At 70.4% G+C, this 21,346-nt stretch carries 19 protein-coding genes and 6 pseudogenes; 12 read left to right on the top strand and 13 right to left on the bottom strand.

Annotation, left to right across the window (positions count from 1 at the left end; all coding sequences use genetic code 11):
* Window positions 1-117: 117 nt before the first annotated feature.
* The 3 genes and pseudogenes from LRS04_RS24380 (at window position 118) to ligA (ending at window position 5,163) form a co-directional block, all read left to right on the top strand.
* A complete protein-coding gene (locus tag LRS04_RS24380) occupies window positions 118-1,059 on the top strand; it encodes an outer membrane protein assembly factor BamD (protein WP_257818663.1) in 942 nt (313 codons plus the stop codon).
* Between the two features lie 39 nt (window positions 1,060-1,098).
* Window positions 1,099-2,789 (top strand): annotated as a pseudogene (gene recN / locus LRS04_RS24375) (DNA repair protein RecN).
* A 35-nt stretch (window positions 2,790-2,824) separates the two neighbouring features.
* Window positions 2,825-5,163: pseudogene (gene ligA / locus LRS04_RS24370) on the top strand (NAD-dependent DNA ligase LigA).
* A gap of 79 nt (window positions 5,164-5,242) precedes the next feature.
* Here ligA and LRS04_RS24365 read toward each other — a convergent pair.
* The 4 genes and pseudogenes from LRS04_RS24365 to LRS04_RS24350 form a co-directional block, all read right to left on the bottom strand.
* Window positions 5,243-5,878, bottom strand: coding sequence for a class I SAM-dependent methyltransferase (locus LRS04_RS24365; protein WP_257819244.1), 636 nt, complete (start codon window positions 5,876-5,878; stop codon window positions 5,243-5,245).
* Between the two features lie 121 nt (window positions 5,879-5,999).
* Window positions 6,000-6,377, bottom strand: a complete 378-nt coding sequence (locus LRS04_RS24360) for a M24 family metallopeptidase C-terminal domain-containing protein (protein ID WP_257818661.1) — start codon at window positions 6,375-6,377, stop codon at window positions 6,000-6,002.
* Between the two features lie 7 nt (window positions 6,378-6,384).
* Window positions 6,385-6,870 (bottom strand): annotated as a pseudogene (locus LRS04_RS24355) (M24 family metallopeptidase); the annotation flags it as partial.
* Window positions 6,753-7,811, bottom strand: coding sequence for an aminopeptidase P family N-terminal domain-containing protein (locus LRS04_RS24350; protein WP_257818659.1), 1,059 nt, complete (start codon window positions 7,809-7,811; stop codon window positions 6,753-6,755). The gene LRS04_RS24350 and the pseudogene LRS04_RS24355, both read right to left, overlap by 118 nt.
* A gap of 96 nt (window positions 7,812-7,907) precedes the next feature.
* Between LRS04_RS24350 and LRS04_RS24345 the strand changes: the two genes are divergently transcribed.
* Entirely contained in the window at window positions 7,908-8,258 is a 351-nt protein-coding gene (locus LRS04_RS24345; RefSeq protein ID WP_257818657.1) for a GIY-YIG nuclease family protein, read from the top strand.
* Here the strand turns inward: LRS04_RS24345 and LRS04_RS24340 are convergent.
* A pseudogene (locus tag LRS04_RS24340) lies at window positions 8,255-9,120 on the bottom strand (50S ribosomal protein L11 methyltransferase). The gene LRS04_RS24345 and the pseudogene LRS04_RS24340 sit on opposite strands and share 4 nt — an antisense overlap.
* 42 nt (window positions 9,121-9,162) lie before the next feature.
* Complete coding sequence (locus LRS04_RS24335) at window positions 9,163-9,660, bottom strand: hypothetical protein (RefSeq protein WP_257818654.1); 498 nt, start codon at window positions 9,658-9,660, stop codon at window positions 9,163-9,165.
* A 121-nt stretch (window positions 9,661-9,781) separates the two neighbouring features.
* On the opposite strand from LRS04_RS24335, the gene LRS04_RS24330 reads away from it, so the two are divergent.
* Window positions 9,782-10,267 carry a hypothetical protein gene (locus tag LRS04_RS24330; protein ID WP_257818653.1) on the top strand — a complete coding sequence of 162 codons (486 nt, stop codon included), beginning with the start codon at window positions 9,782-9,784 and terminating at the stop codon, window positions 10,265-10,267.
* Between the two features lie 3 nt (window positions 10,268-10,270).
* On the opposite strand, the pseudogene LRS04_RS24325 reads toward LRS04_RS24330, so the two are convergent.
* Window positions 10,271-12,602: pseudogene (locus LRS04_RS24325) on the bottom strand (UvrD-helicase domain-containing protein).
* 103 nt (window positions 12,603-12,705) lie between these two features.
* On the opposite strand from LRS04_RS24325, the gene LRS04_RS24320 reads away from it, so the two are divergent.
* Complete coding sequence (locus tag LRS04_RS24320) at window positions 12,706-12,927, top strand: hypothetical protein (protein ID WP_257818651.1); 222 nt, start codon at window positions 12,706-12,708, stop codon at window positions 12,925-12,927.
* A gap of 12 nt (window positions 12,928-12,939) precedes the next feature.
* Here the strand turns inward: LRS04_RS24320 and LRS04_RS24315 are convergent, their stop codons facing one another.
* Entirely contained in the window at window positions 12,940-13,167 is a 228-nt protein-coding gene (locus tag LRS04_RS24315; RefSeq protein ID WP_257818649.1) for a ribbon-helix-helix domain-containing protein, read from the bottom strand.
* 103 nt (window positions 13,168-13,270) lie between these two features.
* Between LRS04_RS24315 and LRS04_RS24310 the strand changes: the two genes are divergently transcribed.
* Window positions 13,271-14,029: a ubiquinone biosynthesis protein COQ4 gene (locus LRS04_RS24310; protein ID WP_257818647.1), complete on the top strand. Its 759-nt coding sequence runs from the start codon at window positions 13,271-13,273 to the stop codon at window positions 14,027-14,029.
* Here LRS04_RS24310 and LRS04_RS24305 read toward each other — a convergent pair.
* Window positions 14,026-14,202, bottom strand: a complete 177-nt coding sequence (locus LRS04_RS24305; RefSeq protein ID WP_257818646.1) for a DUF4169 family protein — start codon at window positions 14,200-14,202, stop codon at window positions 14,026-14,028. The genes LRS04_RS24310 and LRS04_RS24305 overlap by 4 nt on opposite strands.
* Window positions 14,202-14,654 (bottom strand): DUF2214 family protein, encoded by a 453-nt coding sequence (locus LRS04_RS24300; protein ID WP_257818643.1) that lies wholly within the window; start codon window positions 14,652-14,654, stop codon window positions 14,202-14,204. Before LRS04_RS24300 ends, LRS04_RS24305 begins: the two co-directional genes overlap by 1 nt.
* A 90-nt stretch (window positions 14,655-14,744) precedes the next feature.
* On the opposite strand from LRS04_RS24300, the gene LRS04_RS24295 reads away from it, so the two are divergent.
* Window positions 14,745-14,981 (top strand): DUF2171 domain-containing protein, encoded by a 237-nt coding sequence (locus LRS04_RS24295; protein WP_257818642.1) that lies wholly within the window; start codon window positions 14,745-14,747, stop codon window positions 14,979-14,981.
* Window positions 14,982-14,987: 6 nt separating this feature from the next.
* On the opposite strand, the gene LRS04_RS24290 is transcribed toward LRS04_RS24295, so the two are convergent.
* The 3 genes and pseudogenes from LRS04_RS24290 to LRS04_RS28535 all read right to left on the bottom strand — a co-directional run.
* The gene (locus tag LRS04_RS24290; protein ID WP_257818641.1) at window positions 14,988-16,190 is read right to left on the bottom strand and encodes a pyridoxal phosphate-dependent aminotransferase; all 1,203 of its coding nucleotides are present in this window, start codon (window positions 16,188-16,190) and stop codon (window positions 14,988-14,990) included.
* A 134-nt stretch (window positions 16,191-16,324) separates the two neighbouring features.
* Window positions 16,325-17,077: a calcium-binding protein gene (locus LRS04_RS24285; protein WP_257818639.1), complete on the bottom strand. Its 753-nt coding sequence runs from the start codon at window positions 17,075-17,077 to the stop codon at window positions 16,325-16,327.
* A gap of 27 nt (window positions 17,078-17,104) precedes the next feature.
* Window positions 17,105-17,161 (bottom strand): annotated as a pseudogene (locus tag LRS04_RS28535) (hypothetical protein); the annotation flags it as partial.
* On the opposite strand from LRS04_RS28535, the gene LRS04_RS24280 reads away from it, so the two are divergent.
* From LRS04_RS24280 to LRS04_RS24265, 4 genes are all read left to right on the top strand, one after another.
* A complete protein-coding gene (locus tag LRS04_RS24280; RefSeq protein WP_257818638.1) occupies window positions 17,136-17,570 on the top strand; it encodes a hypothetical protein in 435 nt (144 codons plus the stop codon). The pseudogene LRS04_RS28535 and the gene LRS04_RS24280 sit on opposite strands and share 26 nt — an antisense overlap.
* 95 nt (window positions 17,571-17,665) lie before the next feature.
* A complete protein-coding gene (locus tag LRS04_RS24275; RefSeq protein WP_257818637.1) occupies window positions 17,666-18,370 on the top strand; it encodes a TVP38/TMEM64 family protein in 705 nt (234 codons plus the stop codon).
* A 253-nt stretch (window positions 18,371-18,623) separates the two neighbouring features.
* Window positions 18,624-20,219: a 2-isopropylmalate synthase gene (locus tag LRS04_RS24270; RefSeq protein WP_257818636.1), complete on the top strand. Its 1,596-nt coding sequence runs from the start codon at window positions 18,624-18,626 to the stop codon at window positions 20,217-20,219.
* Between the two features lie 165 nt (window positions 20,220-20,384).
* Complete coding sequence (locus tag LRS04_RS24265) at window positions 20,385-21,266, top strand: DMT family transporter (RefSeq protein ID WP_257818635.1); 882 nt, start codon at window positions 20,385-20,387, stop codon at window positions 21,264-21,266.
* Window positions 21,267-21,346 lie beyond the last annotated feature (80 nt).

Raw genomic sequence — 21,346 nt, 5'->3', positions numbered from 1 at the left:
CCTACCTCCGCCGCTTTCCCGCGGCATGGCAGCGCCTGTGGCCGGTTCCGTTTGCGGGTCCGGCCCGGCGTGGTTTAGAAGCGACTCCTCGCGTGGGGGCGCGCGTCTGTCCTTGAGGTGAAGGTGTCTCTGCTTCGCAATTCGTGGGCTCGTCCGGTTCTCATCGCCGGCGTGTGCGCTCTCGCCCTGACCGGATGCGCCGGCCGCCAGAAAAAGCCCCGGCTCGTCTATGAGGAGCGTCCGGTGGAGCTGCTCTACGCCACCGGTGCGGACCGTCTCGACCGCCGCCAGTGGGATCAGGCGGTGAACTACTTCCAGGAAGTGGAACGCCAGCACCCCTATTCGGAGTGGTCGCGCCGCGCGATCCTTATGCAGGCCTTCGCTCACTATCAGTCGAACGACTATGTGGAGGCGATCGGCGACGCCGACCGCTTCATCCAGCTCTATCCGGGCAATCCGGCGGCCGCCTACGCCCACTACATCAAGGCCATCTGCTACTTCGAGCAGATCGTCGACGTGGGCCGCGACCAGGCGGCCACGGGCCAGGCGCTCGGCAACCTGCAGGAAGTCGTCCAGCGCTATCCGCGCTCGGAGTACGCCGCCGACGCCCGCCTGAAGATCGACATGGTCAACGACCAGTTGGCCGGCAAGGAAATGACCATCGGCCGCTGGTACCTGCGGAACGGCGACACGCTGGCCGCCATCGGCCGGTTCCGGACCGTCGTCGACCGCTTCCAAACCACCAGCCACACGCCGGAAGCCCTCTATCGCCTGGTCGAGGCCTATCTGACCCTCGGCCTCTTGGATGAGGCCAAGCGCAACGGCGCGGTGCTCGGCCACAACTTCCCGGGCGATGCCTGGTACGGCGATGCTCACAAGCTGCTGACCTCGCGCGGGCTTCGTCCGGCGGTCGAGCCGAACAATGCGTCCGGCCGGCGCGGCTTCCTGAAGATCCCCTTCGTCAAGAACAAGTCGCAGACCATTGCGCCGCCGGCTGCGGCCGCCGCGCCGCCTGCGACCGACACCGCGGCGACGACGGAACCTAAGGCGAACAACTAGGGCTTCCCCGAGGCCCTGATTCCGGGCGATCCTCCCGCCGTGCTCATCGGACTCTGGATCCGCGACGTCGTCCTCATCGAGGCCCTGGACCTGTCCATCGGGCCAGGCCTGACCGCGCTTACCGGCGAGACAGGGGCCGGCAAGTCGATCATCCTGGACGCCCTAGGCTTGGCCACAGGCGCCCGCGCCGACGCCGGCCTCGTCCGCCGGGGTGCGCCACAGGCGGCGGTTTCCGCGGTCTTCGCGCCGGCCGCCAGCCACCCGGTCTGGGACCTCCTCGAGGAGAAGGGACTGTCCTACGCCAAGGACGAGGACCTGGTGCTTCGTCGCACCCTGGCTGCCGACGGCCGCAGCCGCGCCTTCGTCAACGACCAGGCGACCGGCGTGGGCGTGCTCAAGGAGGTCGGCGAGCTGCTGCTGGAGGTGCACGGCCAGCACGAAACCGTCGGCCTGCTGGACGCCCGCACGCACCGGCCGCTGCTGGACGCCTACGGTGATGTCGGGGCCCAGGCCGGGACCGTCGCCCAACACTGGAAAAGCTGGCGCGAAGCCCGCGAGCGGGCCGACGCCCTGCGTGAGGCCGTCGGCCGCTGGGCCGCCGAGACCGAGGAACTGCAGCTTCGCCTCTCCGAGCTCGACCGGCTCGATCCGAGGGAAGGGGAGGAGACCCAACTCGCGGAGGAACGCGCCGTGCTCGGCGCGGCGGAGAAGGCGCTGGCTGACATTTCCCAGGCGCGCGAGACCTTCGATGGCCTGGGCGGGAGGGTCGCCGGCGCGATCCGGGCGCTGGAGCGGGCGCGGGAGCGGGCGGTGACCGCCGGGGCGGCGGCGGACGGCTCGGCCGTCGGCCGGCTCACCCAGGCGTCCGAAGCCCTTGACCGCGTGCTGATCGAGGCCGGCGAGGCCGAGGCCGCCATCGACGCGGCGGCCGAAGCCTTCGAGTTCGAGCCCGACCGCCTGGAGAAGACCGAGGAGCGGTTGTTCGACCTGCGCGGCCTCGCCCGCAAGCTGAACGTCTCGGTGGAGGAGCTGCCGATCCTGCGCGTACGCTTCGCCGAGCGCCTCCGGGCCGTGGAGAACTCCGAGGGGGCCCTGAAGGCGGCCGAAGCCGAACTGGCCGCTGCTCGCGACGCCTACCTCGACGCCGCCAGGGACCTCACCGCCGCCCGCCGCGCCGTCGGCGACCGGCTGGCCGCCGCCGTGATGGACGAGCTGGGCCCGCTAAAGCTGGAGAAGGCCCGCTTCCGCGTCGCTGTCGAGCCGTTGTCCGAGGACCGTGCGGGGCCGGCCGGCCTCGACCGCGTGGCGTTCGAGATCGCCACCAACCCGGGGCGCCGTTCGGCGACCTGGGCGCCATCGCGTCCGGAGGAGAGCTCGCCCGCTTCGCGCTCGCGCTGAAGGCGGCGCTGGCCGGCCGCAGCGGCGGGCCACAGCCGTTGATGATCTTCGACGAGGTGGACCAGGGGGTGGGCGGCGCGGTGGCAGACGCGGTGGGCCTGCGCCTCAAGAAGCTGGCCGGCGACGCCCAGGTGCTGGTCGTCACCCACTCGCCGCAGGTGGCGGCCCGGGCGGAGGCTCACTGGCGGATTTCGAAAGCCGGGGAGGTGGCGCGCACGGCCGTCGAGGTCCTGTCGCCGGACGCCCGCGAGGAGGAGATCGCCCGCATGCTGGCGGGCGCCCAGATCACCGACGCCGCCCGCGCCGCGGCCCGGGCGCTGATCGGGGCCTAGTTTTCTCCGGCGCGGGATCGGCTAGGGTCCGCGCCATGGATTCCCGCAAGCCCGTCGACCAGCTCACCGAAGCCGAAGCCGTCGAGGCGCTGACCTTCCTCGCCGACGAGATCGCCCGGCACGACATCGCCTACCACCAGGAGGACGCGCCGGTCATCCCGGACGCCGAGTACGACGCGCTGAAGCGGCGGAACGACGAGATCGAGGCCCGCTTCCCCCCATCTGGTCCGGGAGAATTCGCCGTCGCTGAAGGTTGGCGCGGCGCGGTCGGAGAAGTTCAAGGCCGTCGAGCACGGCGTGCCGATGCTCAGCCTCGACAATGCCTTCGCCGATGAGGAGGCGATCGAGTTCGACGCCCGCATCCGCCGGTTCCTGCGCCTGCCCGCCGACGAGACGGTGGGCTACACGGCGGAACCCAAGATCGACGGCCTGTCCTGTTCGATCCTCTACCGGAACGGCGACCTCGTCCGCGCGGCCACCCGCGGCGACGGACGGGTGGGCGAGGACGTCACCGCCAACGTGCGCACCATCGGCGAGATTCCCACAGACTGGCGGGGGCGGGCTGGCCCGACGAGATCGAGGTCCGCGGCGAGATCTACCTGGGCCACGAGGAGTTCGCGGCCCTGAACGCCGCCGCCGCCGAGGCCGGGCAGAAGACCTATGCCAACCCGCGCAACGCCGCGGCGGGTTCGCTCCGCCAGATCGATCCGACCATCACGGCCCAGCGGCCGCTGAAGTTCTTCGCCTATGCCTGGGGCGCCCACTCCCCAGCCGTTCGCCAAGACCCAGTGGGAGGCGCTGCACAAGCTGAAGGCCTGGGGCTTCCAGACCACGCCGGAGAGCTGCCGGGTTGAGAACGCCAAGGGTCTGCTCGAGGCCTATGCGAAGATGGAGCAGGTGCGGCCCCACCTCGGCTACGACATCGACGGCGTGGTCTATAAGGTCGACCGCCTGGACTGGCAGCAGCGGCTGGGCTTCGTCTCCCGTGCGCCCCGCTGGGGCATCGCCCGGAAGTTTCCGGCCCAGCAGGCCCGCACAATCCTCGAAGCCATCGACATCCAGGTGGGCCGCACCGGGGCGATCACGCCGGTGGCGCGGCTGCATCCGGTAACGGTCGGCGGCGTGGTGGTGGTCAACGCCACCCTGCACAACGCCGACGAGATCGCCCGCAAGGACATCCGGGTGGGCGACACGGTGATCCTGCAACGGGCGGGTGACGTGATCCCGCAGATCGTCGCTATAGTGCCCGAGGAGCGGCCCGCGAACTCGGAGCCGTTCGCCTTCCCGACCCATTGCCCCTGCCCGCTTCACACCGAACTGGTGCGCGAGACGACGGCGTCCGGAGCCGAAACCGTCGTGCGCCGGTGCTCGGGCGAGTTCGCCTGTCCGTTCCAGAAGCTGGCCCACCTGCGCCATTTCGTCAGCCGCCGGGCGTTCGACATCGAGGGCCTGGGCGAGAAGCAGCTCACCCTCTTCACCGAAAAGGGCTGGCTCAATTCGCCCGCCGACATCTTCCGGCTGAGGGACCATCGCGACGAGATGCTGACGCTGGAGCGGTTCGGGGAAACCAGCGTCGGCAACCTGCTGGCCAGCATCGAGGACCGGCGGCGCATCGATCTCGACCGGTTCATCTACGGCCTGGGCATCCGTCACATCGGCGAGACCACCTCGCTGGCGCTGGCCCGGCACTTCGAGACGGTGGAGCGGTTCGTGGAGACCTCGAAGGCGGCTGCCGGTCAGACGGCCGGTCCGATGTACGCCGAGCTCTCCGATCTCGACGGCCTCGGGCCTACGGCGGTCGCCGCGGTCCTGGAGTTCGCGCGCGGCGGCCAGGGCGTCCTCGTCCCTCCGGACATCTCGTTCGACGGCCATCTCCGGCTCGTGATCCCGAAGCTGAACGCCCGGGCGCGGGCGGCTCTGGAGGCCCGCTTCGGCGACTGGGCAAGCTTCGAGGCCGCCGCACGCCAGGCAGCGGCCGAGACGCCGGGCGACGCCTTCCTGGAGGTCGCTTCGGTGGACGCCGTCGGCGTGGTGGCGGCGCGGATGATCGCCGAGTTCTTCGGCGAGGATCACAACCGCGCCCCTGGTGGACGACCTGCTCTCCGAACTGACCGTCATCCCCGCCGAACGCCCGAAGACCGACACGGCGGTGGCCGGCAAGACCGTGGTCTTCACTGGCGCCCTGGAACGCATGACCCGCGACGAGGCCAAGGCCCAGGCCGAGCGGCTGGGAGCCAAGGTCTCGGGCTCGGTCTCGAAGAAGACGGACCTGGTCGTGGCTGGTCCCGGGGCCGGCTCCAAGCTCAAGACCGCCACCGACCTCGGCATCCAGGTGATGACCGAAGACGAGTGGCTGGCGATGGTCGGGGGCTAGGGCGCCCGCGCCGTCACGATCCAGGTGGCGCTGTCGAGCTTCACGCCGTCCGGGCCGTCATGGCTGGCCAGGGCGTCCCTCACGGCGTCGACGACCGCGGGGCGCCGCTCCGGGTTCTCGCGCAGCAGGGCGCCCAGCGGGCCGACGCGCAGGCCCACTTCCGTGGCGGTGGGCAGGTCGTTGCCGCCGATCTTCTCGTCGTGCGGCGTGATCGCGACATCGGCGAAGCCCGCGGCGTCGAGGATGCTCCGCACCCGCTCGGGGTCCGCGAAGGCGAAGGGCCCCGGCGCCTGGGGATCGGCTTGCGGGGGAGGGGCGGAAGCAGGTGGGCCGCCGCCGCCATGGGCGTGGTCATGACCGGGTTCTCGGCCGCCGCGCGCCAGCAGACAAAGGCCAGGCGTCCGCCGGACTTCAGCGCCCGGCGGATGTTGGTGAAGGCGGCGACGGGATCCGCGAAGAACATCACCCCGAAGCGCGAGAAGACGCCGTCGAAGCTGCCGGGCGGAAAGGCATGCGTCTGCGCGTCGGCCTCGATGAACTCGACGCCGCTGGGCGCAGCTCGCGCGCGGGCGGCCTCCAGCAGCGGGCGCGAGATGTCGAGGCCGACCACCGCGCCGCCCGGCTGGACGCGCTCCGCCAGTTCGATCGTCGTCTCGCCGGCGCCGCAGCCGATATCTAGCAGCCGTTCGCCGGCGCTGGGCGCCAGCGCCGCCATGACCGCATGGCCGAGAGGGCGGAGCTGGCGGTCGAGCGGCGCCTGCATGGCGACCCAGGTCGGGCCCGAGGCCTCGTTCCAGAGCGCGATCTGACCCGCGTTGGGAGCCTCGCTCATGGCCTCAGACCGGCGCCGTGGCCTGTTCGAGCCAGGTCCGCACCGTGGGCTCCACCTGCGGCCCGACTACGGCCAGAACGCGGGCGTGATAGGCGTTGAGCTGGGCGCGCTCGGCGTCGGTGAGCAGCTTGGGCTCGATCAGCCGCCGGTCGATCGGCGCCAGCGTCAGGGTCTCGAAGCCCATCATCGGCCGCTCGCCGCCCGGGATGTCGGTGGGGGCGGTGACCACCTGCAGGTTCTCGATCCGGATGCCGTAGGCGCCTTCCTTGTAGTAGCCGGGCTCGTTGGAGAGGATCATGCCGGGGGCGCAGCGCGACGTTGTTCGGCGCCTTGGAGATCCGCTGAGGCCCCTCGTGGACGCCCAGGTAGCTGCCGACGCCATGGCCGGTCCCGTGGTCGTAGTCGAGGCCGTAGGCCCAGAGCGGCGCGCGGGCGAGCGCATCCAGAGCCGAGCCGGTGGTGCCGGCGGGGAAGCGGATGGCCGCCAGCGCCAAGTTGCCCTTCAGGACCAGGGTGAAGCGTTCGCGCATCTCCTGCGTGGGTTCGCCAATGGCCACCGTGCGCGTGATGTCCGTGGTGCCGTCGAGGTACTGGGCGCCGGAATCCACCAGGAGCAGGGAGCCCGGCTCGGCGCGCTTGTTGAGCCGCTCGGTTGGGCGGTAGTGGACGATGGCGCCGTTGGAGGCGGCCCCGGCGATGGTGTCGAAGGAGAGGTCCTTCAGCGCCCCGGTGGCCTCCCGGAAGCCCTCCAGGGTCTTCACGGCGGTGATCTCGTCGGGCGGGTTGATCTGCCCCTCGGTGGCCAGCCAGTGCAGGAAGCGGGTGACCGCCGCCCCGTCGCGGGCGTGAGCGTTGCGCGCGCCCTGGATCTCCACCTCGTTCTTGGCCGCGCGGGGAGCGCGCAAGGGTCGTCGGCGCGGACCGCCTCGGCTCCGGCGCCGGCCAGGGCCTCGAAGTACCAGGCCGAGGACTGGCCCGGATCGACCACCACCTTCCGTCCACGCAGCTCGGCGATGGCCTGGGGCAGGTCCTCGGGCGTCTCCAGGCGCACCTGATTGCCGAGCCAGGCCGGCAGTTCCGGCGTGACCTTCTGCGGATCAAGGAACAGCCGGGCCGACCCGTCGCGGTTCAGGATCGCCTGGCCGAGCGGCAGGGGCGAGCGGATGACGTCGCCGCCGCGGATGTTGAACAGCCAGGCGATGGAGGCGGGCGCCGTGAGGACCGCGGCGTCGGCTCCGCCGGGGAGCGACCCGCCGATGCGGGCGCGCTTCGAGGCGGAATCCTCGCCGGCGTATTCCTGCGGATGAGGGACGACCGGGGCCGTCGGCTGCGGCGGCCGGGCCTCGCCCCAGGCCTTGTCCAGCGGATTGGGCGTCACGGGACGGAGCTCCGCGCCGGCCTTGGAGGCGGCGGCCTTCAGGCGCTCCAGGGCGTCCGGGCTGTGCAGGCGCGGGTCGTAGCCGATCTTCTGGCCCGAGCCGGCGGCGGTCTCGAGATAGGCCGGCACGCCGCCTTCCACGAGGTCGCGGATCTCGAAGACGCCCTGGTCGACCTGGTCGCGGACCTGCAGGGTGTAGCGGCCATCCACGAAGACGGCGGCCTTGTCCTTCAGGATCACCGCCGCGCCGGCCGACCCGGTGAATCCGGTGGCCCAGGCCAGCCGGTCGTTGGCGGCGGGCAGGTATTCGTTCTGGTGCTCGTCCTCGTGCGGCACGAGGAAGCCGTCGAGGCCCTGCTCGGCCATGGCCTGGCGGATCAGCGGCACATGCCGGGGGCCGAAGGAACGGTCGGTGGTTTCGTCGAAGGTCTGGCGCATGGGAAGGGATTTAGTCGCTTCCCATGGCGGGGCAAAGGCAGGCTATTTCACCCGGGTATAATTGACGGCGAACCGGATGCCGCGTACGGGAGGGCCATGAGCAAGTCCGACCGCCGCGCGCTGATCCGCGACTACAAGGAGCAGAAGCCCCAGGTGGGCGTCTTCGCCGTGCGCTGCGCGGCGACCGGCGAGGCCTGGGTCGGCATCTCGAAGAACCTTGGCCAGCAGCGGAACGCGATCGCGTTCTCGCTGAAGATGGGCGGCGGCGGACGGCTGCATCGCGACCTTCTCGCCGCCCATCTGCGGCATGGGCCCGATGCTCTCGCCTACGAGATCGTCGAGGCGATCGACACCGAGGAGCTCGGGACCTACGGCATCGAGAGCCAGCTCAAGGACCGTCTGGCCCACTGGCAGGCTGAGCTCCCGGCGAAGAAGGTCTTCGGCTAGGCCCGCTTCAGGACCAGCGTCGCCCAGGCGTCGCGGTGCAGGCGCCGCACGAGGCGGAAGCCCTTGGACGTATAGGCGGCCAGCACGCGACGTTCCTGGGTGCGCAGCAGGCCCGACAGGATCGCCAGGCCGCCCGGCTTCAGGGCGAGCTTGATGTCGTGGCTGAGCGCCACCAGCGGGGAGCCAGGATGTTGGCGAACACCAGGTCGTAAGGGCCCTCGGCGCGGACCTTCTGGTCGTCGAGGCCGCTGGCGTGGATGAAGCGCGCGTTCGACTGGTTGAGGGCGGCGTTCTCGTTGGCGATCCGGACGGACGGGGCGTCGATATCGGTGCCGATGGCGACGCGGCTGCCGGTACGGGCCGCCGCGATGGCCAGCACGCCCGTGCCGCAGCCGACGTCCAGCACGCGCTCGAACCGCTGCGCCTTGAGCAGGTCGTTGAACGCCTGCAGGCAGCCGACGGTGGTGCCGTGGTGGCCGGTGCCGAAGGCGGCGCCCGCCTCGATGCGCAGGTTGACGGTGCTGGCCGGGGCCAGGCCCTTGTCGTGGGCCCCATAGACGAAGAAGCGGCCGGCGCGGACCGGCGGAAGACCGGACAGCGCCATCGCCAGCCAGTCGGCATCGGCGAGCTTCTCGGAGCCCACCCGCAGCCCGGGACGAGCGGCCAGCACTTCGAGGGCCGCGTCGCGCTCCTCGTTGCTCGTCGGGAAGGCGTCGATCCGCCAGATGTCGTGGTCCTCGTCCTCCTCGAGGATCGAGTAGGTGAGGGTCTCGGTGGCTGGGGTCTCGTCCAGCATGGCCGCGGCGGCCTCGGCCTCGGCGCGGGGCCCGCGGGCGGTGATCTGGAACGCGTCGTCGCTCATGCCGCGCCCCTTAAAGGGCGGAGCGCGGGATGGCTATGGGGTTCAGCCCTCGACGATGACCGTGGTGTCCCCGGTCGCCTCGGGCATGACCTCCTCGTCGAACGCCGGCGGCGGGGGCGGGGCGGCCTCGGCCGGGCGGGCATGGTCGTACCTCACCCCGCCGGACAAGGACGGATAGCTCGGCGCCTCGGGCGGTGGCTCCTCCCAACGGGCGGCGGCATATTGCACAGGCTCATGGGCCGCGGCGTCGAAGGCGCTGGCCTCGGCGGCCGGCGCGACCTCGACCGGCTCAGGCCCCTCCTGCCAGGCCACGGTTTTCCAGTCGGTGCCGACGACGTAGTCGGGGAGTTGGCCTTCCACATAGGCGAGGGTGCGGCCGTCGTCGAAGGGGCCCGTGGAGCGCGCGCCTGACCAGCCGGCGAAGATCTGCGGGCCCTCGGGCCGGTCGCCCGCGCCCAGATCCGGCTTCATCGCCCCGCCGAGCAGCAGGCCCGAGGCGGCGGCGATCCCGATCCCCAGGAGAGGCTTACTCCAGTCCACGGCGCTAACCTTCGTCTGTTTGGTTCCAAGGCCGCTACAGCGCGCAACTCGTGGGTTGGTTCAGCGCCAAGCTGGCGCCATCTGTGCCTCCACGCGTTCAGCCCCCGCGGGAGACCATGGCATGAAGAAATACCAACCCTTGTCGGAACGCCTGGCGGGCCATGAAGGTCCGGAATGGCAGGCGAGCTTTGCCGAGATCGAGGAGGTGCTGGGCTTTCCCCTGCCGAAGGTCGCCAGGTCCGGCCGGGCCTGGTGGGCCGACGCGGAGAAGCCGCACGCAAAGACCTGGAGCCAGCACGGCTTCCAGGCGCACGTGGATCCGGGGGCGGCGAAGGTGAGCTTCAGGCGCAGCGACATCGCCGCGGCGCCGGTCGCCGCCGTCCTGGCCCCGGTGGGCGAGATCGCCGCTGAACAGGTGAAGGCCGAGCCGGAGTCGGAGCCGCCGAAGCCGCCGTCCGCTGCGCTTGCACCGAGCACGCCCGGCGCGCCGCCTGCGCCGAAGGCCGGGGTCCCCGCCCTGGGCATCGCGGCCCTGGTCGCCGGCGGCGTGGCGCTGCTGGCGGGCATGGGCGCGCTGGCGGCGCGGCGGTTCGGCCGCCGGGCCTAGGCCTCAGGCCTTCTCCACGAAGCTGTCGAGCACCTTCTTCTCGCCGGCCTTCTCGAAGTCGACGGTGAGCTTGTTGCCGTCGACGCCGCGGACCTGGCCGTAGCCGAACTTGATGTGGAACACGCGGTCGCCGCGCTTGTAGGCGCTGGCCGCGGAGCTCTCGGCGACGAGGCGTCCCTCGCCCTCGATCACCTGCTGGCGGCCGGGATGGCTGCCGCGGTAGTTGGCGGCCTGGGCGCGCTTCCAGCCGGGGGAGGAATATCCGGCGCCGAAGGACGGGCTCTCGTCCCAGCGGCTGCCGTGCTGCTGCATGCCGGGTCCGCCGCCGTAGTAGCCGGTCTCGGAACTCGCCTCGACGTTGGCCAAGGGCAGCTCGTCCACGAACCGCGACGGGAGCTGGCTGGTCCACCTGCCATAGACCTGGCGATTGGCGGCAAAGGAGATGCGCGCTTCCTCGCGGGCCCGGGTGATGCCGACGTAGGCCAGCCGGCGTTCCTCCTCGAGGCCTTTCTCGCCCTTCTCGTCCATGCTGCGCTGGGACGGGAAGACGCCTTCCTCCCAGCCCGGCAGGAAGACCAGCGGGAACTCCAGCCCCTTGGCCTGGTGCAGCGTCATCATCTGCACCGCGTCGTCGCCGGCGTCGCGCTCAAGGTCCAGCACCAGCGAGACGTGCTCCAGGTAGGCCTCCAGCGTGTCGTGGGCCGCCATGGAGTTGACCAGTTCCTTGAGGTTTTCGAGCCGCCCCTGCGCCTGCGGCCCGCGGTCGAGCTTCAGCATGTCGGTGTAGCCGCTCTCCTCGAGGATCTGCTCCATGAGGCGGGGGTGCGCGATCCGCTCGGCGTCGGCGCGCCACCGGTCGAGGTCGCGCAGGAAGTTCGACAGCGAGGTTCGAGTCCGCGCGGCCAGCTCGTCGGTCAGCACCACCTGGCGGGCGGCATGGACCACGGGCACGCCGTTCAGCCGGGCGATCTGCAGCAGTTTCTGGACGGTGGTGTCGCCGATGCCGCGCTTCGGCTGGTTGACGATCCGTTCGAAGGCCAGGTCGTCGGCCTCGGACTGGATGAGCCTCAGGTAGGCGTGGGCGTCGCGGATTTCGGCCCGCTCGAAGAACCGCTGGCCGCCGATGATCTTCAGCGGGATCTGGAGCAGGGCGAAGCGCTCTTCGAAGGACCGCATCTGGAACGACGCCCGGACCAGGATCGCCATGTCCTTGTACTTGCGGCCGCTACGCTTGGCCTTCTCCACCTCGTCGGCGATCAGCCGGCTCTCGGCGTCGCCGTCCCAGACGCCGCGGACGATGACCTTCTCGCCGCCCTCGGCCTCGGTCCAGAGGGTCTTGCCGAGCCGGCCCTTGTTGGCGGCGATCAGGCCCGAGGCAGCGGCCAGGATGTGGCTCGTCGAGCGGTAGTTGCGCTCCAGGCGCACGACCTTGGCGCCGGGGAAGTCGCGCTCGAAGCGCAGGATGTTGTCCACCTCGGCGCCGCGCCAGCCATAGATCGACTGGTCGTCGTCGCCGACGCAGCAGACGTTCTGGCGGGCCTGGGCCAGAAGTCGCAGCCAGAGGTACTGGGCGACGTTGGTGTCCTGGTACTCGTCGACCAGCAGGTAGCGGAAGCGGTCGTGATACTCGGCGAGCACGTCCGGCTGGCTGGTGAAGATGGTGATGTTGTGCAGCAGCAGGTCGCCGAAGTCGCAGGCGTTCAGGACCCGCAGGCGCTCCTGATAGAGGCGGTACATCGCCTGGCCGCGGCCGTTGGCGAACTGGGTGTTCTCGGCCGCCGGGAGTTGGTCCGGGCGCCAGCCGCGGTTCTTCCAGTGGTCGATCAGGCCGGCCAGCATCTTCGCCGGCCAGCGCTTGGCGTCGATGTTCTCGGCCTGGAGGATCTGCTTGAGCAGGCGCTCCTGATCGTCGTCGTCAAGGATGGTGTAGTTGGACTTCAGCCCCACCAGTTCGGCATGGCGGCGCAGGATCTGGGCGGCCACGGAGTGGAAGGTGCCCAGCCAGCGCAGACCCTCGGCCTGGCCGCCGATCATGTGGGTGATCCGCTCCCGCATCTCGCGGGCGGCCTTGTTGGTGAAGGTGACGGCCAGCAGCTCCCAAGGCCGCGCCCGGCCGGTGGCCAGGATGTGGGCGAGGCGGGTGGTCAGCACGCGGGTCTTGCCGGTGCCGGGCGCCGGCGAGCACGAGCACGGGCCCCTCGGTCGCCTCCACGGCCTCGCGCTGCTCGGGGTTCAGGCCCTCGAGGTAGTCGCCGGGCCGCGCGTCGACGCGCGCCAGATCGCCGACGCGCGGGGCAGGGGGCTGGTACTCGGACTGGGATTCGGGCGGGGACATCGGAACATATGTAGCACAAAGACCCGCCGGCTTAAGGGGCGGGAGGAACTTCGCGAAGGGCGCCTCGTTCCGAAACCGGGGCAGGCGACGGAGGTGGCTGACCATGGCCGAGAGCCGACGCGAGCGGAAACCGACCTGGGCGGTCGCAATGGCCGCCGTCGTGGCGGCCTTGCTCGTCTTCGCCATCATATTCGCCTGGGTTCAGATGCGCGGCGCGGCCAGCGAAGCCGACTTGCGTATGGGGCCGTCCGTGCCAGAGCTGCCCACGCCCAGGCTGCCCGAGGCGCCGCGCCTGCCGGACGCGCCGATTCCGCGGCCCCAGTAGCAAAGGGGCCGCTCAGCGCTCGGGCGAGGCGGCTTCGCGGGCGTGCTTCAGGGCCGCCACCCGGCACGCCGAGGCCAGGGCCCGCTCGCCGCGCTGGGCGTCGATGCGGCCGATCAGGCCCGCGAGGCTGCCGCCGCGCGCCTGGGCCATCTCCTCCAGCACCGCCCAGAACTCCGGCTCCAGCGCGATGGAGGTCGCGTGGCCGGACAGGAGGACGGAGCGTTTCCGCAGGCTCGGCATAGCCTTTGTTTACGGCGCTCGCGTATTTCGGCCAACGGGTCTTGCAAAAAGATGACGCCTGCGTCATTTTTAGGCCGCTGAAATCCGCCAAGGGCTCCCCACCATGGCCATGACCGCCGATACTCTCGACGCCAAGTACGTCCCGCCGCGCGCCTCCACGAAGATGGACTGGCCGCACGCGTTCCGGGCGCTGCGCCGCCTGCTGGCCGACAAGGAAGACACCACCGCGGTCTTCGAGATCATGCGGTCGCTGAACGGCGCCTCGACGGCCAAGAACTACCACCGGCTGCTGAATACCCCGCAGGGCGGGCGCATCGCCTACCAGCGCGAGGAATTCGCGCGCCGGCTGATGGACGACGCCTGGCTGGACAGCCTGCCCGAGGGCTCGGTTGGCGCGGCCTACCGCCACTTCATCCGCTCGGAACAGCTTTCGGCCGAGGGCCTCGCCGAGGTCAGCCGCCAGGGCCTGTCGCAGATCGACGAGCCGCATCCCTACGCCTGGTTCGGCCGCCGCACCCGCGACGTGCACGACATCTGGCATATCCTCACCGGCTATCACCGCGACGCCCTGGGCGAGGCCTGCCTCGTGGGCTTCTCCTACGCCCAGACCAAGGGACTGGGCTGGCTGCTCATCGCGCTGGGGGCCAGCTCGCGGGCCGGCCGCCACAAGGGCTATCCGTACCGCAAGGCGATCTGGCAGGGCTACCAGCGCGGCAAGGCCGCCAAGTGGCTGCTGGCTGAGGACTACGAGGCCCTGATGGCCGAGCCGCTGGAAGCCGCCCGCAAGCGGCTGAACATCACCCCGGCCACGATCTACGATTCGATCCCGGCGGACGCTCGCGACCTGGTCGTCGCGCGCTAGTCCTCCCGCCGGGTCTGGTCGTGAAGGCGCCTGGCCTTCTCGGCCTCCAGCTTCGAGACCGTCTTCTCGCTCTTCGTGCGGCCGAACCGGACCCGGTTCTCGGCGGCGGTCTTCTGCGCGTCCACCTTCGCACGGGCCTTGCGCGTCTTGTTGAGGTTGATCGGCTCGACCATCAGAAGGCTGCGGCGCGGGCCATCACCGCGGCAAAGACCGGGATGAGGGCGAAGAGGGCCAACTCGGCGAACAGGAAGGCTCGGACCCGAGAGACCTCCTCCTCGAACGGGCAGAAACCCGGCTCGACCTTCAGCCGCCTCCGCCAGCGGAAGATGGCGATGGTGGGCGGGGTGGAGAGCAGGCCGACGCCGGCGAAGGCCGCCATCTTGGCCCAGAACCACGGGTTGGGGACATAGGCGTCCGGCCCCTTGATCCCGTAGATCACGCGCAGCACGCCGACGACGATGATCAGGCCGGCGAAGAGGCCATAGTGGGCGTCGACGATCCCCAGGCGCTTCAGGCCCGTGGCGGTCATGCCCGGCCGCAGCATGGCAAGCTCGGCGGCCAGCAGGACGGCGAGCCCGAACGCCAGCAGGTGGTGGGTGATCGCCAGGATCAGGTCGAGGGTCATGGCCGGGACCATGACACGGGCGGAGGCGAGCGCAACCGGCGCCTTGGCTTCCTCGTTTGGCCCCCGCGAACCGCCACACGAGGAAGCCCCATGATCCAGCCCGCCGAGATTCACCCGCACATGGAAGTCATCGGCTCCGACGGCGACCACGTCGGCAAGGTCGACCATGTGCTCGGCGACGAGATCGAGCTCGCCAAGTTCGACATCGGCTCCGGCCTGAAGCACCACATGGTGCCGCTGAGCTGGGTGGACCGGGTCGAGGACGACAAGGTCTGGCTGAACCGCACCAAGGACGCCGCCAAGGCCGCGTGGAAAACGCGGATGTAGGGCGGCCTACCGGACGCTGGCGCAGAACCGCTGGATGCGGCCGCAGGCGTCCTCCAGCACGGTGTTCGAGGTCGCGTAGCTGATCCGGAAGAACGGCGAGAGGCCGAACGCCGCGCCGTGCACCACGGCCACGCCTTCGGTCTCCAGCAGCTCGGTGGCGAAGTCGGCGTCCGAGCCGATGACCTTGCCGCTCGGCGCGGTCTTGCCGATCAGCGCCTCGCACGACGGATAGACGTAGAAGGCGCCTTCCGGGGTGGGGCAGTGCAGGCCGCTCGCCTGGTTGAGCATGGAGACCACCAGGTCCCGGCGCTCCTGGAACAGCTTCTGGTTCGGCTTGATGAACGCCTGGCTGCCGTTCAGCGCCTCGACCGCCGCCCACTGCGAGATGGAGGTCGGGTTCGAGGTCGACTGGCTCATCACCTTGCGCATCAGGTTGATCAGCTCTTCCGGGCCGGCCGCGTAGCCGATCCGCCAGCCGGTCATGGCGTAGGCCTTGGAGACCCCGTTCATGGTCAGGGTGCGGTCGTAGAGGCCGGGCTCCACCTCGGCGATCGTCGAGAACTCGAAGTCGTCGAACACCAGGTGCTCGTACATGTCGTCGGTGAGAATCCAGACGTGCGGATGCTTCAGCAGCACGTCGGCGAGGCCGCGCAGCTCCTCGCGGGTGTAGGCCGCGCCCGACGGGTTCGACGGGGAGTTCAGGAGGACCCAGCGGGTCTTCGGCGTGATCGCCGCCTCGAGCTGCTCGGGGCGGACCTTGAAGCCGGCCTCGGCCGAGGTCATCACCGCCTTCGGCTCGCCGCCGGCCAGCAGGACGATGTCCCAGTAGCTCACCCAGTAGGGCGTGGGCACGATCACCTCGTCGCCCGGGTTCAGGGTGGCGACCATGGCGTTGTAGATCACCGGCTTGCCGCCCGGCGACACGTTCACCTGGCTGGGCTTGTACTTCAGCCCGTTCTCGCGCTCGAACTTGGCGCAGATGGCTTCCTTCAGCTCGGGGATGCCGTCGACGTTGGTGTACTTCGTCTTGCCGTCGCGGATGGCCTTGATGGCCGCTTCCTTGATGTTGTCGGGCGTATCGAAGTCGGGCTCGCCGGCGGCCAGGCCGATGACGTCGCGGCCCGCGGCCTTGAGTTCCCGCGCCTTCTGGTCGGCCGCCAGGGTGGCGGACGGCTTCACGCGCGAAAGAGCGGCAGACTGCAGCGGCATGGGAATGGGCCCCCGGGGTTTGTGCAATGCGGGATTGGGGGCGGTTTAACGAGAAGCCGCCCCCGGGGCAAACCCGAAGCAAGCGGAGATTCCGCTGAGCTTCGGCGCCCCGGAGGCGTAGAGACGCCTGGGGCTCAGGCGATGTAGAAGTCGTCGCCGAGGAAGTTCTGCAGGCTGATGTCCGCCAGCGTCCTTCCGATCAGCAGGACGGCGATGTCGGCCCCGTTGGTCGCGTCGCCGTCGGTGTCGGCGAAAACGATCAGGTCGTCGCCCACCTGGGCCACGGCGTACTGGGCGCCGGTATGCTGGATGTGCTCGTCGGCGATGGCGTGGGCCTGGGCGTAGCCGTCGGCCACGAACTCCGAATAGCCGCGCGGCAGGATGGTGTAGATGCTCACCTGGGCGAAGCTGATGGTGTCGCTCACGTCCCAGTCCGCGATCACGTGGTCGGCGCCCTCGGTGGGCCCGAACTTGGCGGCGAACTCGAACCTGTCGCGGCCCTCGCCGCCGTAGAGCAGGAGCTGGTCGTTCGACGCCGCCACCAGGGTGTCGTTCCCGGCTCCGCCGTCGAGCAGCGAATGGCCGAACCCGTAGGCCACCAGCATGTCGTCGCCTTCGCCGCCGAGCAGGGCGTCGGAGCCGTCCATGTTGGTGATGGTGTCGGCGCCTTCGCCGCCCATGGCGAAGTCGTCGCCGGCCCCGGTGATGATCTCGTCGTTTCCGCGGTCGCCCCGCAGGACGTCGTCGCCGTCCTTGCCGCCGATGAAGTCGTCGCCCTGGCCGCCGTAGATGATGTCGTCGCCGTCGCCGCCGACGATCTCGTCGTTGCCCTGGTTGCCGTGCGCCCAGCCGCCACGGGTCTCGCCGTAGCTGGCCACATAGATCACGTCGTGGCCCTGCCCGCCGTAGAGGGTGTTGGCGCCCTGATCGCCCTCGAGCGTGTCGTTGCCGGAATTCCCCCTGCAGCAGATCGTCGCCGCCGTAGCCGCGCATGTAATCGTCGCCGCCGCCGCCGTAGAGAGCGTCGGACGCGGTCCAGCCGCCCATGCCGTCGGGCCCAGAGCCGCCGATCCGAAGCACCGATCCGTCTTCGGCGAGGGCGTAGCCGCGCTGGCTGATCGTGGCGAGCTCCGCGCCGAACTCCACCGTGCGGTCGCCGTAGGTCACCGTGATCCGGCCGGGCACGGGCAGGTTGGCGGGGCTGAAGGCCACGCTGATGCGGTTGGCGGAACCGCCCGCGAACGTCAGCCGGTCGCCGGCCTGGATGTTGAGCGCCTGTTCGGCGGTGATGGTCTCGAAGGCGTAGGTCGCCACTTGAAGCCTCTTAAGAACGAAATCCCTCTCGGCCGACACGAGCTTGGCCGTAACGACGGTAGATGAGTGATGTTGCGTAAAAACGCAACACAGAAAAACGCAACTGGGCGCGGGAGCCGGCATGCTTGACCCATCCGCCCTGATGGGCGACCTGAGCGCCGATGCGCGGCCTTCTGCAGTTCCTCTCGGACATGGACGCCAAGGCCTGGCGGGCGCTGGCGGTCTCCTTCGTGCTGTTCGGCGGGGTCGGCGTGGTCTTCCTGTTCGGGGGCCAGGTGCTGGGCTTCGACGGCGAGGCGACGGTGGAGCGCTGGATGGGGGCGGGCGCCGGGGCGTGGGCGCTGCCGGTGGCCGTGGCGGCCTTCGCCCTTCTGGCGTTCGTGGGCGTCCCGCAGATCGTGCTGATCGCCGCCGCCGTGGTCGCCTTCGGCCCGGTGACCGGCGCGGTCTACTCCTGGATCGGCACGATGGTCTCGGCCCTGGTCGGCTTCTACCTGGGCCGCGCGGCGGGGGCGAAGACCCTGGAGCGGTTCTCCGGGGCGGGCGTCCAGCGGTTCATGCGGATGGTCGGAGAGAACGGCTTCCTGGCCAGCCTGATCGTCCGGCTGGTGCCCTCGGCGCCGTTCATCGTGGTCAACATGGCGGCGGGCGTGACGCCCATGCGCAGCCTGCAATTCGTGGCCGGCACCGGCATCGGCATCGTGCCGAAGATCGTGCTCACCGCCTTCGCGGGCGCCTCCATCGTGCAGCTCATGCGCGGCGAGATCGGCCGCCACGCGTGGACCATCGCCCTGGTCGCGGTGCTCTGGCTGGGTCTTGGCTGGCTCGCCCGGGGCTGGCTCAGGCGGCGGGAGCGGAACGGCTGAGCTTGGGGTGGACGGGCAGAATCTTGCCGTAGACGTCCGAAAACCCCTGCGACACGCAAGATGCTTGCCCCGAAGCGCCCGCTTCGGTACAGACTTGCGCCATGCAAACGCGGCGCGACAGCCTGCTTCTTCTCTCGCTGGGGCTTAGCCGCCCCTGGGCCTCTCTAGGCCCGCGAGACTTCGCGGCCGGGCGCTCAGGGGCTTTCGAACCCCCGCCCGACGACCCGAAAACCTCCGCGAAGAGACTTCTCCCATGACCGCCCAAGCTTCGGACACCGTATCCGAGATCGCACCCCGCTCCGAAAAGGACCGGGTCATCGTCTTCGACACCACCATGCGCGACGGCGAGCAGTCGCCCGGCGCCTCCATGTCGCTGGACGAGAAGATCGAGCTCGCCAAGATCCTCGAAGACCTGCGCGTCGACGTGATCGAGGCCGGCTTCCCGATCGCCTCCAACGGCGACTTCGAGGCGGTCCGCGCGATCTCCGAGATCGTCACGGAGAGCACGGTCTGCGGCCTGGCCCGCGCGGGCATGGCCGACATCGAGCGGTGCGCCGAGGCGATCCGCAAAGCGAAGCGCGGACGGATCCACACCTTCCTCTCCACCAGCCCCTCTCACCGGGACCACATCCTGCGCGCCAGCCAGGAGGACATCCTGGAGATGATCACCAAGTCGGTGACCCACGCCCGCAACCTGTGCGGCGACGTGGAGTGGTCGGCCCAGGACGCCACCCGCACCGAGCAGGACTTCCTGCGCCGCTGCGTCGAGGCCGCGATCCGCGCCGGGGCCCAGACGATCAACCTGCCGGACACGGTGGGCTACAGCTACCCGTCCGAGTACGCGGACATGTTCCGCGACATCATCGAGAACGTCGACGGCGCCGACCGGGTGATCTTCTCCACCCACTGCCACAACGACCTGGGCCTGGCCGTCGCCAACAGCCTGGCCGGCGTGCAGGGCGGCGCGCGGCAGGTCGAGGTGGCGGTCAACGGCATCGGCGAGCGGGCCGGCAACGCGGCCCTGGAAGAGATCGTCATGGCGCTGCGGGTCCGCGGCGACACCCTGCCGTTCTTCACCGGCATCGAGACCCAGCACATCACCCGCGCCAGCCGCTACGTCTCCGCGATCACCGGCTTCCCGGTGCAGTTCAACAAGGCGATCGTCGGCAAGAACGCCTTCGCCCACGAGAGCGGGATCCACCAGGACGGGATGCTGAAGGACCGCGGCACCTACGAGATCATGCAGCCGGAGGACGTGGGGCAGGGCTCCTCGAACCTGGTGATGGGCAAGCACTCCGGCCGCCACGCCTTCCGCGAGAAGCTGAAGGCGCTGGGCTACGAGCTGGGCCAGAACGCCCTGAACGAGGCGTTCCAGCGCTTCAAGGACTTGGCCGACAAGAAGAAGCACGTCTTCGACGACGACCTGGTCGCCCTGGTCGACGACGCCCTGGCCAGCCAGGCCGACCGCGTGCAGGTGAAGCACCTGCGGGTGATCGCCGGCACCGAAGGGCCGCAAGAGGCCTTCCTGACCGTCACCATCGACGGCGCCGAGAAGTCCGCCAACGCCACCGGCGACGGACCGGTCGACGCGGTGTTCAACGCCATCCACGAGGTCGTGCCGCACGAGGCCATCCTGCGCCTGTTCCAGGTGCACGCGGTGACGGAGGGGACCGACGCCCAGGCCCAGGTCTCGGTCCGCCTCGAGGAGGACGGCCGCATCGCCACGGGACAGGCCGCGGACACCGACACGCTCACGGCGTCGGCCAAGGCCTACGTGAACGCCCTGAACAACCTCATGGCGCGCAAGGAGAAGAGCGCGCCGGACGCCCGGGTGGCGAGCGGGTTCTGAGACGTATCATCCCTCCCCTTCAGGGGGAGGGTGGAGCGCGGCAGCGCGCGACGGGTGGGGCTTCACGTCCAGGCGCCGTGCTTGATCGTGGCTTCCCCACCCCGCTCGCCCTTGGCGAGTCGTTCCCTCCCCTGAAGGGGAGGGATGACGTGGGATTCTATTGCCATGCTCTGGGTTTTCCTGGCCGCCGTGGCCGCGCCGCTGCAGGTGGCGCGCAACGCCATGCAGCGCGGGCTGGTGGGCGACGCCGGCCCGTGGGGCGCGACGCTGGTCCGCTTCCTGTTCGGCCTTCCGTTCTCGATCCTGATCTTCACCGTCGTGGCGCTGCTGACGCGCGACGCCAAGCCCGATCCGTCGCTGCGATTCTGGCTGGGCGCGATGGTCGGCGCCATCGCCCAGGTCGCGGCCACCGGCTTCCTGTTGATGGCCATGCGACGGTCCGGCTTCGCGGTGGCGAGCGTGCTGCAGCAGTCGGCCCTGCCGCTTGGCGCCTTGCTCGGCTGGGTGGCGCTGGGCGACGACCTCGCGGCCCACGCCTGGAGCGGGATCGCGCTGGCGACCGTGGGCCTGGGCGTGCTGTCGTGGCCCAGGCGCGACCAGATGGAGCACGGCCTGGCCGGCGGTCTGCTCGGCCTAGCCGCCGGCGCAGGCTTCGCGGTCGCTTTCAACGGCTACCGGCAGGCGGGCCTGGCGCTGGATCCGGCCCACCCGATCTTTTCGGCCACCGCGGCCCTGGTGGTCGCTCAGGTCATGCAGTCGGCGGTGCTGACCGGCCTGCTCGCGGCGACCCGGCCCGAGGCGCTGCGGGCCGTCGCCACCTCCTGGCGCTCCTCGCTGGCGGCGGGCTTTTTCGGATCTCTGGCCTCAGCCTGCTGGTTCGCGGCGCTCGCCTTGTCGCCGGCCGGGCCGGTGCGCGCCGTCGGCCTGATCGAGACGCCGATCGCCGCCGCCGTCGGCCATCGCCTGTTCCGCGAGCGGCCGAGCGCGCGCCAGTGGGTCGGCGGCCTGCTGACGACGCTGGGTGTGCTGATGACGACGCTCGGCTGAGGCGCCAGATTGGCCGGATGATCGATCGCCGAACCGTCCTCGCCGCCGGCCTCGCCGGCGCTGTGCCCGCCGCGGCGGGC

Source organism: Phenylobacterium sp. J367 (assembly GCF_024699985.1).
In the GTDB taxonomy this organism is placed as follows: domain Bacteria; phylum Pseudomonadota; class Alphaproteobacteria; order Caulobacterales; family Caulobacteraceae; genus Phenylobacterium.
This window is presented reverse-complemented; position numbering and strand designations above follow the sequence as displayed.

What these genes read in the sequence shown, in the direction of transcription:
- LRS04_RS24365 (WP_257819244.1), bottom strand. Translation starts at nt 5,878, where the DNA reads ATGGCGGCGCTGGCGCCCAGCGCCGGCGAACGGCTGCTAGATATCGGC.
- LRS04_RS24360 (WP_257818661.1), bottom strand. Translation starts at nt 6,377, where the DNA reads ATGGCGTCGGCAGCTACCTGGGCGTCCACGAGGGGCCTCAGCGGATCT.
- LRS04_RS24350 (WP_257818659.1), bottom strand. Translation starts at nt 7,811, where the DNA reads ATGCGCCAGACCTTCGACGAAACCACCGACCGTTCCTTCGGCCCCCGG.
- LRS04_RS24345 (WP_257818657.1), top strand. Translation starts at nt 7,908, where the DNA reads ATGAGCAAGTCCGACCGCCGCGCGCTGATCCGCGACTACAAGGAGCAG.
- LRS04_RS24330 (WP_257818653.1), top strand. Translation starts at nt 9,782, where the DNA reads ATGAAGAAATACCAACCCTTGTCGGAACGCCTGGCGGGCCATGAAGGT.
- LRS04_RS24320 (WP_257818651.1), top strand. Translation starts at nt 12,706, where the DNA reads ATGGCCGAGAGCCGACGCGAGCGGAAACCGACCTGGGCGGTCGCAATG.
- LRS04_RS24315 (WP_257818649.1), bottom strand. Translation starts at nt 13,167, where the DNA reads ATGCCGAGCCTGCGGAAACGCTCCGTCCTCCTGTCCGGCCACGCGACC.
- LRS04_RS24310 (WP_257818647.1), top strand. Translation starts at nt 13,271, where the DNA reads ATGGCCATGACCGCCGATACTCTCGACGCCAAGTACGTCCCGCCGCGC.
- LRS04_RS24305 (WP_257818646.1), bottom strand. Translation starts at nt 14,202, where the DNA reads ATGGTCGAGCCGATCAACCTCAACAAGACGCGCAAGGCCCGTGCGAAG.
- LRS04_RS24300 (WP_257818643.1), bottom strand. Translation starts at nt 14,654, where the DNA reads ATGACCCTCGACCTGATCCTGGCGATCACCCACCACCTGCTGGCGTTC.
- LRS04_RS24295 (WP_257818642.1), top strand. Translation starts at nt 14,745, where the DNA reads ATGATCCAGCCCGCCGAGATTCACCCGCACATGGAAGTCATCGGCTCC.
- LRS04_RS24290 (WP_257818641.1), bottom strand. Translation starts at nt 16,190, where the DNA reads ATGCCGCTGCAGTCTGCCGCTCTTTCGCGCGTGAAGCCGTCCGCCACC.
- LRS04_RS24275 (WP_257818637.1), top strand. Translation starts at nt 17,666, where the DNA reads ATGCGCGGCCTTCTGCAGTTCCTCTCGGACATGGACGCCAAGGCCTGG.
- LRS04_RS24270 (WP_257818636.1), top strand. Translation starts at nt 18,624, where the DNA reads ATGACCGCCCAAGCTTCGGACACCGTATCCGAGATCGCACCCCGCTCC.
- LRS04_RS24265 (WP_257818635.1), top strand. Translation starts at nt 20,385, where the DNA reads ATGCTCTGGGTTTTCCTGGCCGCCGTGGCCGCGCCGCTGCAGGTGGCG.